Raw genomic sequence first — 12,836 nt, 5'->3', positions numbered from 1 at the left:
CGGCGGCCGCACGGCCCCGCCCCGGACGCACGGAACGCCATGACACCGCCCGCACGTGCCCCCGGACGGCCGGACACGCCCGGGCGAGGGCGACGGTGTACGACGCTCCGGACGCGGCGGCCTCGCGCCCCTGGCGGGCGGGCACGCCCGCGCAGGGGCGGCGGCAGCGCGGCCCCACCCCTCACAGTGCGCCGGACGCACGGAACGCCGTACCACCGCCCGCACGGCCCCCGCTCCCCCGCCCGGCCGGGTACGCCCGCGTGAGGGCTGTGGACGCGCCCGGCCGGGCACGCCCGCGTCCGGCGGACTCGGGGGTGATGGGCGGGCCGGGGTGGGGCGGGGGACACTCTTGCCAGGTCCGTCCTGTCCAGGGAGGTCGCCGTGCGGCTGCCGTCCACGCGTACCGGCCGGGTGGCGCGGGGTCCCGTCCACCATCCGCTGTTCGCCCGCTCCTACGCCCGGATCAGCGTCACCGCCGAGTCCCGGCTCGGCCTGGGCCGGGTACGGGACCGGCTGCTCGCCGGGCTGTCCGGGCGGGTGATCGAGGTCGGCGCCGGCAACGGGCTGAACTTCGCGCACTACCCCGGTGCCGTCACGGAGGTCGTCGCGGTCGAGCCGGAGGCGGTGCTCCGGCGGCTGGCCCTGGCGAACGCGGCGCGCGCCCGGGTGCCGGTGTACGTGGTGCCGGGCACGGCGGAGGCGCTGCCGGCCGGGGGCGAGGCGTTCGACGCGGCCGTGCTGTCCCTGGTGCTGTGCAGCGTGCCGGACGTGGCGCGGGCACTCGGCGAGGTGCGGCGGGTGCTCCGGCCGGGCGGCGAGGTCCGCTTCTTCGAGCACGGGCGGGGCGGGGGCCGGATGATGACGCTGACCCAGCACGCCCTGGACCGGACGCTGTGGCCGGTGCTCAACGGCGGCTGCCACCTGTCCCGGGAGCCGGTCGCCGCACTGCGCGGGGCCGGGTTCCGCCTCGGACCGCTCCGGCAGGTGCTCCTGCCGGAACGGGGGCCGGTGCTGCCGACCTCCTACTGCGCGCTCGGCGTGGCGTGGCGGCCGACGGAGCCGGGCGGGCGCTGATCAGCCGCTCCAGCCCCGCAGCTCGCGCGCGATGGCGTCGACGTCCGCCGTGCCGTCCTTGACCAGCCGCGCCAGGTCCCGTACCTGCTCGGGCGTGGTGGCCACCTTCTCGCCGCTGGCCACCAGATAGGCGTAGGCGACCGCCGAGGCGAACAGCGCGTTGGAGCGTTCCAGCGCCGGTACGTGGATCAGCAGCTGGAGCAGGGAGGCGGCGCGGGCGTGCGGGGTGCCGTAGACGGGCACGCCGAATATCTCCGCGCGGTGCCGGGCGACGGCGGCGACCAGGGCGCCCCAGTCGGTGACCTGCGGGTCCCCCGGGGTGCGCTGTTCGGCGAGCATGAGCAGCCAGGGGAGGTCGATGCCGATTCCGTCCAAGGTCAGCGGCGGCCCGCGGCCGTGTCGGTGCCCTGCGGGTCGGCGAACTCCTCGGCGAACACCGACTCGTACCGCTTCATGAAGTCGGCGGCGGCCTCGACGAAGGTGCGGCCCGGTTCCCCGGTGTCCTGTCTGACCAGTTCCTCGATATAGCGGTTGACGCTCATCCCGCGGGCCAGGGCGCGTTCGCGGGCCGCGCGGGCGGTGCCCTCGTCCACACGCACGTTCAGCTGGGTCTTGGCCATGTCTCGACGCTAGCGCCGAGGCGCTAGCAGCGGCAAGGGCGCACGGGCCCGGAGCGCCGGTCCGCATCGCGGAATTCCCGGTGGGCCGCGCCGGGTCCCGGCGACGCTGGCCGCATGAGCGAACCGCGTGTACGAGCAGCCCTCCCCGACGACCTCGACGCCGTCCTCGCCTTCTGGCGGACGGCCGCGGAGGGGGTGAGCATCAGCGACGACCGCGCCGGGGTGGAGCAACTGCTCGCCCGCGACCCCGGGGCGCTGCTGCTGGCCGAGACCGAGGACGGGCTGGTGGGGACGGTGATCGCCGGTTTCGACGGCTGGCGGTGCCACCTGTACCGGCTCGCGGTGCACCCGGAGCGGCGGCGGCAGGGCGTCGGCTCGGCCCTGCTGGCCGCCGCCGAGGGGCGGTTCGCCCGGCTCGGCGGGCGGCGGTCGGACGCGATGGTGCTGGTGCGCAACGAGAGCGCGCACCACGCCTGGCGCGCGGCCGGATACGGGCCGCAGGAGCGGTGGCGGCGCTGGGTGAAGCCGCTCACCGACTGACGTCGAGACCTCCTGGGAGGGCCCCTTACAGCGATTTTTGCCCATCCTTTACTCTTGAGGGAGCACTCGGCCCTCTATGAAAGGTTGTGAGCGTCCGCCCATGGGCGAGCCTCCCAGTTCGCGACACCGCGCGTTCTCCCCTGCCCTGTCCGATCCTGGGACGGGGGTGACCCGATGACCGAAGTGCTCCTCCTCCTGCTGGCGATCCTGCTCTCGCTCGCCTGCGGCGCCTTCGTGGCGGCGGAGTTCTCGCTGACCACGGTGGACCGCGGCGAGCTGGAGCGGGCCGCGGAGCGCGGTGAGCGCGGCGCCCCGGGCGCCCTGAAAGCCGTACGGAACCTGACCTTCCAGCTCTCCGGCGCCCAGCTCGGCATCACCGTCACCAACCTGGTGGTCGGCATGCTCGCCGAGCCGTCGATCGCCAAGCTGCTCGCCGGGCCGTTCCAGGCGGCGGGCCTGTCCCGGTCCGCGGCGCAGTCCGCGGCGCTGGTCCTGGGCACGGCCCTGTCCACCGTCTTCCTGATGGTGGTCGGCGAGCTGGTGCCCAAGAACTGGGCGATCTCCTCGCCGCTGGCCGTGGCCCGGCGGGTGGGCAACGCGCAGCGCTGGTTCAGCGCGGCCTTCCGGCCCTTCATCACCCACCTGAACAACACGGCCAACCGCTTCGTGCGCCGGCTCGGCATCGAACCGGCCGAGGAACTGGCCTCCGCCCGCGGTCCGCAGGAGCTGGCCGCCCTCGCCCGGCACTCCGCCAAGGCGGGCGCGCTGGAGGCGGACACCGCGGAGCTGTTCGTGCGGACCCTGAACCTGGCCGACCTCACGGCCGAGAACGTGATGACCCCGCGCGTCCAGGTGATCGCCCTGGACGCGCAGGCGACCTGCGAGGACGTCGCCAACGCCACCCGGGCCACGGGACTGTCCCGGTTCCCGGTCTACCGGGGCAGCCTGGACTCCGTCGTCGGGACCGCCCACATCAAGGACGTGCTGGCCGTCCCCGCCGACGAGCGGCCCCACCGCACGGTCGCGCAGCTCATGCGCGAGCCGCTCCTGGTGCCGGAGTCCCTGACCGTGGACCGGCTGCTGGACCGGCTCTCCGGCCGCCGCACCATGGCCGTCGTCATCGACGAGTACGGCGGCACGGCCGGCGTGGCCACCCTGGAGGACATCGTCGAGGAGGTCGTGGGCGAGGTGCGGGACGAGCACGACCCGCACGAGACGCCCGACCTGGCCGCCGCCGGAGCGGACGAGGACGGCCGGGCCCTGTACTCGGCGGACGGCGCCGCCCGCACCGACCAGCTCGCCCGCGTGGGCCTGCGCGCCCCCGAGGGCCCGTACGAGACGCTGGCCGGCCTGGTCGCCGCCGAGCTGGGCCGGATACCGGCCGTCGGGGACAGCGTCGAGGTGGCCGGCTGGCGGCTGGACGTCGTCGACGCCTCGGGCCGCCGCGCCGCCCGCGTGCTGCTGCACGCATCACTGGACGACGAACGGACCGGCGGGGCGCACGGCCCCCGTGGGACACGGGAGGGCACGCGATGACCGCCGTACAGCTGCTGATCGGTCTGTCGACCCTCGTCGTGAACGCCTTCTTCGTGGGCGCGGAGTTCGCGCTGATCTCGGTGCGCCGCTCGCAGGTCGAACCGCTGGCCCAGGAGGGCGACCGCCGGGCGCGCAGCGTGCTGTGGGGCCTGGAGCACGTGTCCGCCCTGCTGGCCGCGGCCCAGCTCGGCATCACCCTGTGCACGCTGGTGCTGGGCGTGGTCGCGGAACCGGCGATCGCGCACCTGCTGGAGCCGGTGTTCCACGCGGTGGGCGTGCCCGTGGCCGCGGGGCACGCGGTGTCCTTCGTGATCGCGCTGGTCCTCGCCACCTATCTGCACATGCTGCTCGGCGAGATGGTGCCCAAGAACATCGCGCTCGCCGAACCGGTGCGCAGCGCGCTGCTGCTCGGTCCGCCGCTGGTCGCGCTCTCCCGGGCGCTGCGCCCGGTGATCTTCGCGATCAACGCCTTCGCCAACGCGCTGCTGAAACTGCTGCGGGTGGAGGCGAAGAACGAGGTGTCGGCCACCTTCACGGACATCCAGCTCGCCGAGATCGTCAAGGACGCCAGCGAGGCGGGCCTGATCGACGACCGGGCCCAGGAACGGCTGCACGACGCCCTGGAGCTGGGCAGCCGGCCGGTGCGGGACGTCGTCGTCCCGCTGGAGCGGGTGGTCTACGCGCGCATCGGCGTCACCCCCGAGCAACTGGAGGGGCTGTCGGCCGAGTCGGGCTTCTCCCGGTTCCCGGTGGTCGACAACGGCCGCCGCATCGTGGGCTACCTGCACGTCAAGGACGCCCTGGACGCCTCGCCGCGGGACATGCCGTTCGGGCTGCGGGACATGCGCTCCATCGCGCGCGTGCGGGCGGGCACCCCGCTGGACGACGTGCTCACGGCGATGCGGGCCAGCCGGACCCACCTCGCGGCCGTGCTCGGCGACGACGGACGGCTCGCGGGCCTGGTGACCATGGAGGACGTGCTGCGGGAGCTGTTCGGCCAGCCGGCCGCGAGCTGAGCCGGCGCCCGGTCCCGGTGCCGCGTCTCCGGGACCGGGCGGTACGGCGGCCCCGGGACCGGGCGGTACGGGGCCCGGGGCGACCGACCGGCGGGTATGGCGCCGGGATACCATCGCTGTCGCCATGCAGACGAATCCCACACCTCCCCCGTACACCAGCCTGGTCGCGGTCGGCGACTCCTTCACCGAGGGCATGTCGGACCTGCTGCCCGACGGCTCCTACCGGGGCTGGGCGGATGTACTGGCCACGCGGATGGCCGCCCGCACGCCGGGGTTCCGGTACGCCAACCTCGCCGTGCGCGGGAAGCTGATCGGGCAGATCGTCGACGAGCAGGTGCCGGTGGCCGCGGCGATGAACGCCGACGTCGTCACCCTGGTCGGCGGCCTCAACGACACCCTGCGCCCCAAGTGCGACATGGGCCGGGTCCGGGACCTGCTCACCGAGGCCGTGGAGCGGCTGGCCCCCTCCTGCCGGCGGCTGGTGCTGATGCGCAGCCCCGGCCGCCAGGGCCCGGTACTGGAGCGGTTCCGGCCGCGCATGGAGGAGCTGTTCGCCTGCGTGGACGGGCTGGCTGAGAAGCACGGCGCCGTGGTCGTCGACCTGTACGGGGCGGCCTCGCTGGGCGACCCGCGGCTGTGGGACGTGGACCGGCTGCACCTGACGGCGGAGGGCCACCGCCGGGTCGCCGAGGCCGTCTGGCAGCGGCTCGGGTACGAGGCCGAGGACACCGAGTGGCACGTGCCGATGCCGGCCGCGCTCCCGCCGGGGTGGACGAGCCGGCGGCTCGCGGACGCGCGGTTCGCCCGGCAGCACCTGCTGCCCTGGATAGGCCGGCGCCTGACGGGCCGCTCCTCCGGCGACGGCCTCCCGCCCAAGCGCCCCGACCTGCTGCCCTACGAGGGCCCGGCGTGACCCGGGGGGTTTCGTCCGGATCGGCCCGGGTCCGCGGCGCCCGGCACCGCACCGCGGCCGGGGTGACCGGCGTCTCGTAGCTTCCGCCGAACCACCCCATGGCGCTGGCCTGCACGAATCGCCAGTAAACTCTGGACACGTGACTTCTGCGCCCGTCAAGCCCCGCATCCCCAACGTCCTCGCCGGACGTTACGCCTCCACCGAGCTCGCCACGCTCTGGTCCCCCGAGCAGAAGGTGAAGCTGGAGCGGCAGCTCTGGCTCGCCGTGCTGCGGGCCCAGAAGGACCTCGGCATCGAGGTGCCGGACGAGGCGATCGCCGACTACGAGCGCGTCCTCGACACCGTCGACCTGGCCTCGATCGCCGAGCGCGAGAAGGTCACCCGGCACGACGTGAAGGCGCGGATCGAGGAGTTCAACGACCTCGCCGGGCACGAGCACGTCCACAAGGGCATGACCTCCCGCGACCTCACCGAGAACGTGGAGCAGTTGCAGATCCGGCTCTCGCTGGAGCTGGTGCGCGACCGCACGGTGGCCGTCCTCGCCCGCCTCGGCAGGCTCGCCGGCGAGTACGCGGAGCTGGTCGTGGCCGGCCGCTCGCACAACGTCGCCGCGCAGGCCACCACCCTGGGCAAGCGGTTCGCGACCGCCGCGGACGAGCTGCTCGTGGCGTACGGCCGGGTCGAGGAGCTGCTGGGCCGCTACCCGCTGCGCGGCATCAAGGGCCCCGTCGGCACCGCGCAGGACATGCTGGACCTGCTCGGCGGCGACGCGGCGAAGCTCACCGAGCTGGAGGACCGGATCGCCCGGCACCTCGGCTTCTCGCAGGCGTTCACCTCGGTCGGCCAGGTCTACCCGCGCTCCCTGGACTACGAGGTCGTCACCGCGCTGGTGCAGCTGGCGGCGGCCCCGTCCTCGCTGGCCAAGACGATCCGGCTGATGGCCGGGCACGAGCTGGTCACCGAGGGCTTCAAGCCCGGCCAGGTCGGCTCCTCGGCGATGCCGCACAAGATGAACACCCGCTCCTGCGAGCGCGTCAACGGTCTCATGGTGGTCCTGCGCGGCTACGCGTCGATGACCGGCGAGCTGGCGGGCGACCAGTGGAACGAGGGCGACGTGTCCTGCTCGGTGGTGCGCCGGGTCGCGCTGCCGGACGCGTTCTTCGCGCTGGACGGCCTGCTGGAGACCTTCCTGACGGTCCTCGACGAGTTCGGCGCCTTCCCGGCCGTCGTCGCCCGCGAGCTGGACCGCTACCTGCCGTTCCTCGCCACCACCAAGGTGCTGATGAGCGCCGTACGGGCCGGGGTCGGCCGCGAGGTCGCGCACGAGGCGATCAAGGAGAACGCGGTCGCCACCGCGCTGGCGATGCGCGAGCAGGGCGCCGAGCGCAACGACCTGCTGGACAAGCTCGCCGCCGACGAGCGCCTGCCGCTGGACCGTGCGCAGCTCGCCGCGCTGATGGCCGACAAGCTCTCCTTCACCGGGGCCGCCGCCGCCCAGGTCGGCGTGGTCGCCGGCCGCGTCGAGGAGATCGTCGGACGGCACCCGCAGGCCGCCGGTTACACCCCGGGAGCGATCCTCTGACCCGCGCCCGCTCCCCCCGCCTCACCAGGGCGGACCTGGAGGCCGCCCGCGACCGCCTCGTCCCCGACGTGGCCGCGGACGGCCTCCGGGTGCTCTTCTGCGGGATCAACCCGGGGCTGATGACGGCGGCGACGGGCCACCACTTCGCCCGCCCGGGCAACCGGTTCTGGCCGGCGCTGCACCTGTCCGGGTTCACCCCGCGGCTCCTCGCGCCCGCCGAGCAGGACGAGCTGCTGTCGTACGGTCTCGGCATCACCAACGTGGTGGCCCGGGCGACCGCGCGGGCGGACGAGCTGACCGCCGAGGAGTACGTCGAGGGCGGCCGGCTGCTGACCGGGAAGGTGACCATGCTGCGGCCGAGGTGGCTGGCCGTGGTCGGCGTGACCGCCTACCGGGCCGCCTTCCGGGACCGCACGGCCCGGGTCGGCCCGCAGGAGATGGTGATCGGGGACACCCGGGTGTGGGTGCTGCCCAACCCCAGCGGGCTGAACGCGCACTACACGGTGGCGACGATGGCGGAGGAGTTCGCCCGGCTGCAGACGGCGGCCGACAACGGCTGACGGCCGGTGAAGGCCGCTGACGGCGGCCTGCCGGAGCGTGCGGCCCGGCCGGGCGGGCCCGTCAGGCGTCCCTGCGCCGCAGGCTCCAACCGCCCGCGAGCAGGGCCGCGCCCGCCCACAGCGCGGTCACCGCGAGTCCGGTCCACGGGCCCGGCGTGCCGTCCGTCCCGCTGTGCAGGACCGCCTGGCCCGCCCGGTCCGGGAGGTACCCGGCGACACCGCCGGACACGTCGCCGACGACGAAGGACACGATCAGCAGGAACGGGATCAGCAGGGACAGGGTGGCGACCCCGCTGCGCAGCACGGCCGCGAGTCCGGCGGCGAACAGGGCCATCAGCGTCAGGTGCAGGCCGCAGCCCACGGCGCCGCGCAGCCCCTCGCGCCAGCCCGGCGCGGACGCGCCGAGGACCGCGCGGCCCACCAGGAGCGTGGTGAACCCGGTGAGGAGCCCGACGGCGAGCGCCGGCAGGGCGACGGCGGCCGCCTTCGCGGCGAACCAGCGCCGCCGGCCGGGCACCGCCGACAGCGTCAGCCGCAGTGCGCCGCCCCGGAACTCGGAGGCCACGGCGGTCGTGCCGAACGCGACCGCGGCGACCTGCCCGAAGGAGACCCCGAAGAACGCCGAGAACAGCGGGTCGGAGCCGGCCGCGTCGGCCGCGCCGAGGGCCGAGAACGCGGCCGTGGCGACGGGGATCGCGGCGAGGGCGCCCAGCAGGGAGGGCAGGGTGCGGATCTTGATCCACTCGGCGTGCAGCACGGGTGCGAAGGACATGGTCAGACCTCCCGGGCCGGTGCGGTGAACTCGGCCTCGGCGGCCGTCAGATCGAGGTAGGCCGCTTCCAGGGTGGCCTCCCCCGCCGCGAGTTCCAGGACGGGCAGGCCCGCCTCGGACATCAGCCGGCCGAGGTCGTCCGGCCGGGCGTGCCGCACGGTCCACGCGCCGTCCTCCTCCCGGGAGCCGTCGAAGCCGTGCCGGGCGAGGAGTCCGGCGAGGGCGGCGGGGTCGGTGGTGCGGACGCGGACGTGGGGCCGTACGCGCGCGTCGATGAACTCGCGCACCGGTGCGTCGGCGAGCAGCCGTCCCCGGCCGAGGATCAGCAGGTGGTCGGCGAACGCGGCGGTCTCGCCCATGAGATGGCTGGAGACCAGGACCGTGCGGCCCTCCGCGGCCAGCCGGCGCAGCAGCGCGCGGATCCAGACGATGCCTTCGGGGTCGAGGCCGTTGGCGGGTTCGTCCAGCAGGACGGTCCCGGGGTCGCCCAGCAGGGCGGCGGCGATGCCGAGCCGCTGGCGCATGCCGAGGGAGTACGTCCGCACCCGGCGCCGCGCCACGGCGGCCAGGCCGGTCTCCTCCAGCACGGTGTCGACCCGGGCGGCCGGGAGCCGGTTGCTCACCGCGAGGGCCAGCAGGTGGTCGCGGGCGGTGCGGGAGCCGTGCGCGGCGCGGGCGTCGAGCAGGGCGCCCACCCGGCGCAGGGGCTCGCGCAGCCGCCGGTGCTCCCGGCCGCCGATGGTGGCGGTGCCGGAGGTGGGCCGGTCCAGGCCGAGGAGGAGCCGGAAGGTGGTGGACTTGCCGGCTCCGTTGGGGCCGAGGAAGCCGGTGACCCGGCCGGGGCGGACGCTGAACGTGAGGCCGTCCACGGCCCGCCGGCCGCCGTACTCCTTGGTGAGGTCCCGTACGTCGATGCTGGTCATGCCGGACAGCCTGGCCGGACCGGGGGCGGCGGCGCCTCCCCCGGCGGTGGGCACCGCCTCCCCCGTGCGGGGGAGGTCCGCCACCGGCGCCGGCTGCGACGATGGCGCCATGATCCGCCCTCTGCGCCCGCTGCTGCGCGGGACGACGTACGCGCGCCTGCTGCACCTGTGGGTGCCGGCGCTGGTCGTCAGCGTCTGGCTGTTCATCGACCCCTCGACCCCCTGGATGCCGGCGCTGTTCCTGGTCCCGCTGGGGCTCGTCCCCGCGGTGCGCAGGGGCGAGGGCGTGCAGGCGCGGCTGCTGCTGACCCCGGGCGAGGCGGAGCCGGGCATCTCCGAGGCGCCGTCGGCGACCTGGCGGGACCGGCTGCGCACGGTGCTGTGGCTGGAGCTGAGGATGCTCCTCGGCGGGGTGGCGGTCTTCGCGTCGGTGTGGCTGCCGGTCACCTGCGTCGAACTGGCGCGGTACGCCGGGGGCGGCACGCCGTCCGGGGTGCCGCTGCTGGACCGGCTGCCCCCGCACCCGGCGTGGGCCCTGCTGGCGCCGCTCCCGCTGCTCGCGCTGTACGGCGTGGTGGTGGGGCTCGGCGCGCTGGTGACCGCCGGTGCGCGCGCCCTGCTGGGCCCGGACGCGGCCGAGCGGCTGGCCGCGCTGGAGGAGCGCACCGAGCAGTTGCTGGAACGCACCCGGATCGCGCGGGAGTTGCACGACTCGATCGGGCACGCCCTGACCGTGGCGGTGGTGCAGGCCGGGGCGGCGCGGGCGGCGGCCGATCCGGAGTTCACCGACCGGGCGCTGGGCGCCATCGAGGAGACCGGCCGGGCCGCCCTGGCGGACCTTGAGCGGGTGCTGGGCGTGCTGCGGGAGGCCGAGCGGCCGGCGAGCGCGCGGCCGACGCTGGCCGACGCCGGCCGGCTGCTGGAGTCCGCGCGGGCCTCCGGCGCGACGGTCGACGCCGAGGTGACGGGCCCGGTCGAGGCCGTGCCGGGCCCGGTGTCCCGCGAGGGCTACCGCATCCTCCAGGAGGCGCTCACCAACGTGCTGCGGCACGCCGGGGCCGTGCCGGTGCGGGTCCGGGTCGCGGTCGCCGGCGGGGTGCTCGCGCTGGAGGTGCGCAATCCGCTGCCGGGACCGGTCCCGGGGACCGGGCGGGGCAGCGGCCTGCGCGGCATCCGCGAGCGGGCCGCGCTGCTCGGCGGCACCGCCCGCACCGGCCCGGACGAGGGCGACTGGCGGGTGCACGCGGAACTGCCGGCCGGCTGACCCGCGGGGCCCCGGCGCGGCGGGGACCGGTGGGCGCGGACGGACGGCCGACGGCATGATCTTGGGGCCGTTAGGCTGGCCGGATGCCGGTCACCGTGCTCCTCGTCGACGATGAACCCCTGGTCCGTGCGGGCCTGCGGGCCGTGCTCGCGGCGCAGCCCGACATCGAGGTGGTGGGCGAGGCCGCCGACGGCGCCGCGGTCATCCCGCTGGTACGGGGGCTGCGGCCGGACGTGGTCGCGATGGACGTGCGGATGCCGCTGATGGACGGCATCGAGGCCACGCGCGCGGTGCTGCGCACGGTCGCCGACCCCCCGAAGATCCTGGTGGTCACCACCTTCGAGGACGACGAGCACGTCTACGAGGCGCTGCGCGCGGGCGCCGCCGGGTTCCTGCTGAAGCGGGCCCGCCCGGCCGAGATCGTGCACGCGGTACGGCTGGTCGCGGAGGGCGGGTCGCTGCTGTTCCCGGCCTCCGTGCGGCGCCTCGCGGCCCGGTACGCGGACGGCGGCCGGCCGGCGCGGGCCGCGCTGGAGCGGGCCCGGCTGACGGAGCGGGAGGCGGAGGTGCTCCGCCTGATGGCGCGGGGGCTGTCGAACGCGGAGATCGCCGCCCGGCTCGTCGTGGGCACCGAGACGGTGAAGTCGCATGTGAGCGCCGTCCTGGCCAAGCTGGGCGCCCGCGACCGCACCCAGGCGGTGATCGCCGCCTACGAGTCCGGATTCGTGGAACCGGGGTGAGCGGACGGTGTGCCGCCCACGGGCGGAACCCGGCACTCGCCGGGCTGGTCCGGTCCGAGTACGATCCGGCCAACACGCCTGCGAGCTGGGAGGACGGACGGTGGGGCAGCTGACGGGCGGCGATCCCTCGCTGCTGCGCAAAATCAATTCCGCTGTGGTCCTGCACGCGCTGCGTGCCACGGACAGCGCGACGCTCACCGAGGTCACCCGGGCCACCGGGCTGTCCCGGCCCACGGTCGAGGGAGTCGTGGAGGGACTCATCGAGGGCGGTCTCGTGGTGGAGGCGGCGGCCGACGAGGGCGGCGCCCGCCGGCAGGGGCGGCCCGCGCGGAGGTTCCGGTTCCGGGCCGAGGCGGGTTACCTGCTGGGCCTGGAGATCGGGCCGCACCGGGTCGCCGCGCTCCTGGCCGACCTCGACGGGCGCGTGATGGGCGCGCAGGCCAAGGAGGTCGACGTGGCGGCCCCGGCGGACGAACGGCTGGACCGGCTGCGCGGTGTGGTCGCCGAGCTGCTGCGCCGGGCCGGGGTGGCGCGCGGTTCGCTGCGGGCGGTGGGCGTGGGCACGCCGGGCATCGTGGAGGCGGACGGCACGGTACGGCTGAGCACGGCCCTGCCGGAGTGGACGGGGCTGCGGCTCGGCGAGCGGCTGAGCCGTTCCTTCAGGTGCCCGGTGCTGGTGGAGAACGACGCGAACGTGGCGGCGGTGGCGGAGCACTGGAAGGGCGTGGCGACCGAGACGGACGACGTGGTGTTCGTGCTGGCCGGGCTGAGCCCCGGGGCCGGTTCGCTGATCGGCGGGAAGCTGCACCGGGGGTTCGGCGGGGCGGCCGGGGAGACCGGCGCGCTGCACCTGCTGGGCCGCGAGGCGACGCCGGAGCGGCTGCTGTCCACCACGGACGAGCCGCTCCACCCGCTGGACGAGCAGGCGGTCGCCGAGGTGTTCGCGCTGGCGCGCAAGGGCGACCAGCGGGCGCAGGCGGCGGTCGAGCGGTTCACCCAGCGGCTGGTGCACGACGTGGCCGCGATGGTGCTGGCGCTCGATCCGGAACTGGTCGTGATCGGGGGCTGGGCGGCCGGCCTGGACGACGTGCTGGAGCCGCTGCGCCGCGAGCTGGCCCGCTACTGCCTGCGTCCGCCCCGGGTGGCGCTGTCGCTGCTGGGCGAGGCGGCCGTGGCCGCGGGGGCGCTGCGGCTGGCCCTGGACCACGTCGAGGAGCAGCTCTTCACGGTCGACGGCTCGGTGACGCGGCGCTGAGCGCGCCGGGCCGGGGTGGGGGCGGCCGGCCCGCCCGGCTC

General features: G+C 75.6%; 14 protein-coding genes. 10 read left to right on the top strand and 4 right to left on the bottom strand.

Annotated features, from left to right (window positions below):
• The first annotated feature begins 381 nt into the window (after nt 1-381).
• Nucleotides 382-1,074, top strand: a complete 693-nt coding sequence (locus tag ACZ4K2_RS30970; protein WP_467478644.1) for a class I SAM-dependent methyltransferase — start codon at nt 382-384, stop codon at nt 1,072-1,074.
• Here the strand turns inward: ACZ4K2_RS30970 and ACZ4K2_RS30965 are convergent, their stop codons facing one another.
• Together ACZ4K2_RS30965 and ACZ4K2_RS30960 are read right to left on the bottom strand one after the other, a co-directional pair.
• A complete protein-coding gene (locus tag ACZ4K2_RS30965; RefSeq protein ID WP_467478646.1) occupies nt 1,075-1,449 on the bottom strand; it encodes a fic family toxin-antitoxin system, toxin component in 375 nt (124 codons plus the stop codon). It abuts the gene before it with no gap.
• A 2-nt stretch (nt 1,450-1,451) separates the two neighbouring features.
• Nucleotides 1,452-1,694: a toxin-antitoxin system HicB family antitoxin gene (locus ACZ4K2_RS30960; protein WP_467478648.1), complete on the bottom strand. Its 243-nt coding sequence runs from the start codon at nt 1,692-1,694 to the stop codon at nt 1,452-1,454.
• A 114-nt stretch (nt 1,695-1,808) separates the two neighbouring features.
• Here ACZ4K2_RS30960 and ACZ4K2_RS30955 point away from each other — a divergent pair, with 114 nt between their 5' ends.
• The 6 genes from ACZ4K2_RS30955 (at nt 1,809) to mug (ending at nt 7,841) form a co-directional block, all read left to right on the top strand.
• On the top strand, nt 1,809-2,234 hold the full coding sequence (locus ACZ4K2_RS30955; RefSeq protein ID WP_467478650.1) for a GNAT family N-acetyltransferase: 426 nt from the start codon (nt 1,809-1,811) through the stop codon (nt 2,232-2,234).
• 174 nt (nt 2,235-2,408) lie between these two features.
• Nucleotides 2,409-3,770 carry a hemolysin family protein gene (locus ACZ4K2_RS30950; RefSeq protein WP_467478651.1) on the top strand — a complete coding sequence of 454 codons (1,362 nt, stop codon included), beginning with the start codon at nt 2,409-2,411 and terminating at the stop codon, nt 3,768-3,770.
• A complete protein-coding gene (locus ACZ4K2_RS30945; protein WP_467478653.1) occupies nt 3,767-4,786 on the top strand; it encodes a hemolysin family protein in 1,020 nt (339 codons plus the stop codon). The genes ACZ4K2_RS30950 and ACZ4K2_RS30945 overlap by 4 nt, the downstream gene beginning before the upstream one ends.
• A gap of 124 nt (nt 4,787-4,910) precedes the next feature.
• Nucleotides 4,911-5,699, top strand: coding sequence for an SGNH/GDSL hydrolase family protein (locus tag ACZ4K2_RS30940; RefSeq protein WP_467478655.1), 789 nt, complete (start codon nt 4,911-4,913; stop codon nt 5,697-5,699).
• A gap of 139 nt (nt 5,700-5,838) precedes the next feature.
• Nucleotides 5,839-7,281, top strand: a complete 1,443-nt coding sequence (gene purB / locus ACZ4K2_RS30935) for an adenylosuccinate lyase (RefSeq protein ID WP_467478657.1) — start codon at nt 5,839-5,841, stop codon at nt 7,279-7,281.
• A gap of 68 nt (nt 7,282-7,349) precedes the next feature.
• The gene (gene mug, locus ACZ4K2_RS30930; RefSeq protein ID WP_467478659.1) at nt 7,350-7,841 is read left to right on the top strand and encodes a G/U mismatch-specific DNA glycosylase; all 492 of its coding nucleotides are present in this window, start codon (nt 7,350-7,352) and stop codon (nt 7,839-7,841) included.
• Between the two features lie 61 nt (nt 7,842-7,902).
• Here the strand turns inward: mug and ACZ4K2_RS30925 are convergent, their stop codons facing one another.
• Entirely contained in the window at nt 7,903-8,613 is a 711-nt protein-coding gene (locus ACZ4K2_RS30925) for an ABC transporter permease (RefSeq protein WP_467478661.1), read from the bottom strand.
• A 2-nt stretch (nt 8,614-8,615) separates the two neighbouring features.
• Entirely contained in the window at nt 8,616-9,536 is a 921-nt protein-coding gene (locus tag ACZ4K2_RS30920; RefSeq protein WP_467478663.1) for an ATP-binding cassette domain-containing protein, read from the bottom strand.
• A gap of 109 nt (nt 9,537-9,645) precedes the next feature.
• On the opposite strand from ACZ4K2_RS30920, the gene ACZ4K2_RS30915 reads away from it, so the two are divergent.
• The 3 genes from ACZ4K2_RS30915 to ACZ4K2_RS30905 all read left to right on the top strand — a co-directional run bounded on the left by ACZ4K2_RS30915 (nt 9,646) and on the right by ACZ4K2_RS30905 (nt 12,795).
• Nucleotides 9,646-10,800, top strand: coding sequence for a sensor histidine kinase (locus tag ACZ4K2_RS30915; protein ID WP_467478665.1), 1,155 nt, complete (start codon nt 9,646-9,648; stop codon nt 10,798-10,800).
• Between the two features lie 83 nt (nt 10,801-10,883).
• Nucleotides 10,884-11,540, top strand: coding sequence for a response regulator transcription factor (locus tag ACZ4K2_RS30910; protein ID WP_467478667.1), 657 nt, complete (start codon nt 10,884-10,886; stop codon nt 11,538-11,540).
• A gap of 100 nt (nt 11,541-11,640) precedes the next feature.
• A complete protein-coding gene (locus ACZ4K2_RS30905; protein ID WP_467478669.1) occupies nt 11,641-12,795 on the top strand; it encodes an ROK family transcriptional regulator in 1,155 nt (384 codons plus the stop codon).
• Nucleotides 12,796-12,836: the final 41 nt, after the last annotated feature.

Source organism: Streptomyces sp. NPDC025833, from assembly GCF_055558055.1.
This window is presented reverse-complemented; position numbering and strand designations above follow the sequence as displayed.

What these genes read in the sequence shown, in the direction of transcription:
- ACZ4K2_RS30925 (WP_467478661.1), bottom strand. Translation starts at nt 8,613, where the DNA reads ATGTCCTTCGCACCCGTGCTGCACGCCGAGTGGATCAAGATCCGCACC.
- ACZ4K2_RS30945 (WP_467478653.1), top strand. Translation starts at nt 3,767, where the DNA reads ATGACCGCCGTACAGCTGCTGATCGGTCTGTCGACCCTCGTCGTGAAC.
- ACZ4K2_RS30910 (WP_467478667.1), top strand. Translation starts at nt 10,884, where the DNA reads ATGCCGGTCACCGTGCTCCTCGTCGACGATGAACCCCTGGTCCGTGCG.
- ACZ4K2_RS30950 (WP_467478651.1), top strand. Translation starts at nt 2,409, where the DNA reads ATGACCGAAGTGCTCCTCCTCCTGCTGGCGATCCTGCTCTCGCTCGCC.
- ACZ4K2_RS30920 (WP_467478663.1), bottom strand. Translation starts at nt 9,536, where the DNA reads ATGACCAGCATCGACGTACGGGACCTCACCAAGGAGTACGGCGGCCGG.
- ACZ4K2_RS30940 (WP_467478655.1), top strand. Translation starts at nt 4,911, where the DNA reads ATGCAGACGAATCCCACACCTCCCCCGTACACCAGCCTGGTCGCGGTC.
- ACZ4K2_RS30955 (WP_467478650.1), top strand. Translation starts at nt 1,809, where the DNA reads ATGAGCGAACCGCGTGTACGAGCAGCCCTCCCCGACGACCTCGACGCC.
- ACZ4K2_RS30915 (WP_467478665.1), top strand. Translation starts at nt 9,646, where the DNA reads ATGATCCGCCCTCTGCGCCCGCTGCTGCGCGGGACGACGTACGCGCGC.
- ACZ4K2_RS30960 (WP_467478648.1), bottom strand. Translation starts at nt 1,694, where the DNA reads ATGGCCAAGACCCAGCTGAACGTGCGTGTGGACGAGGGCACCGCCCGC.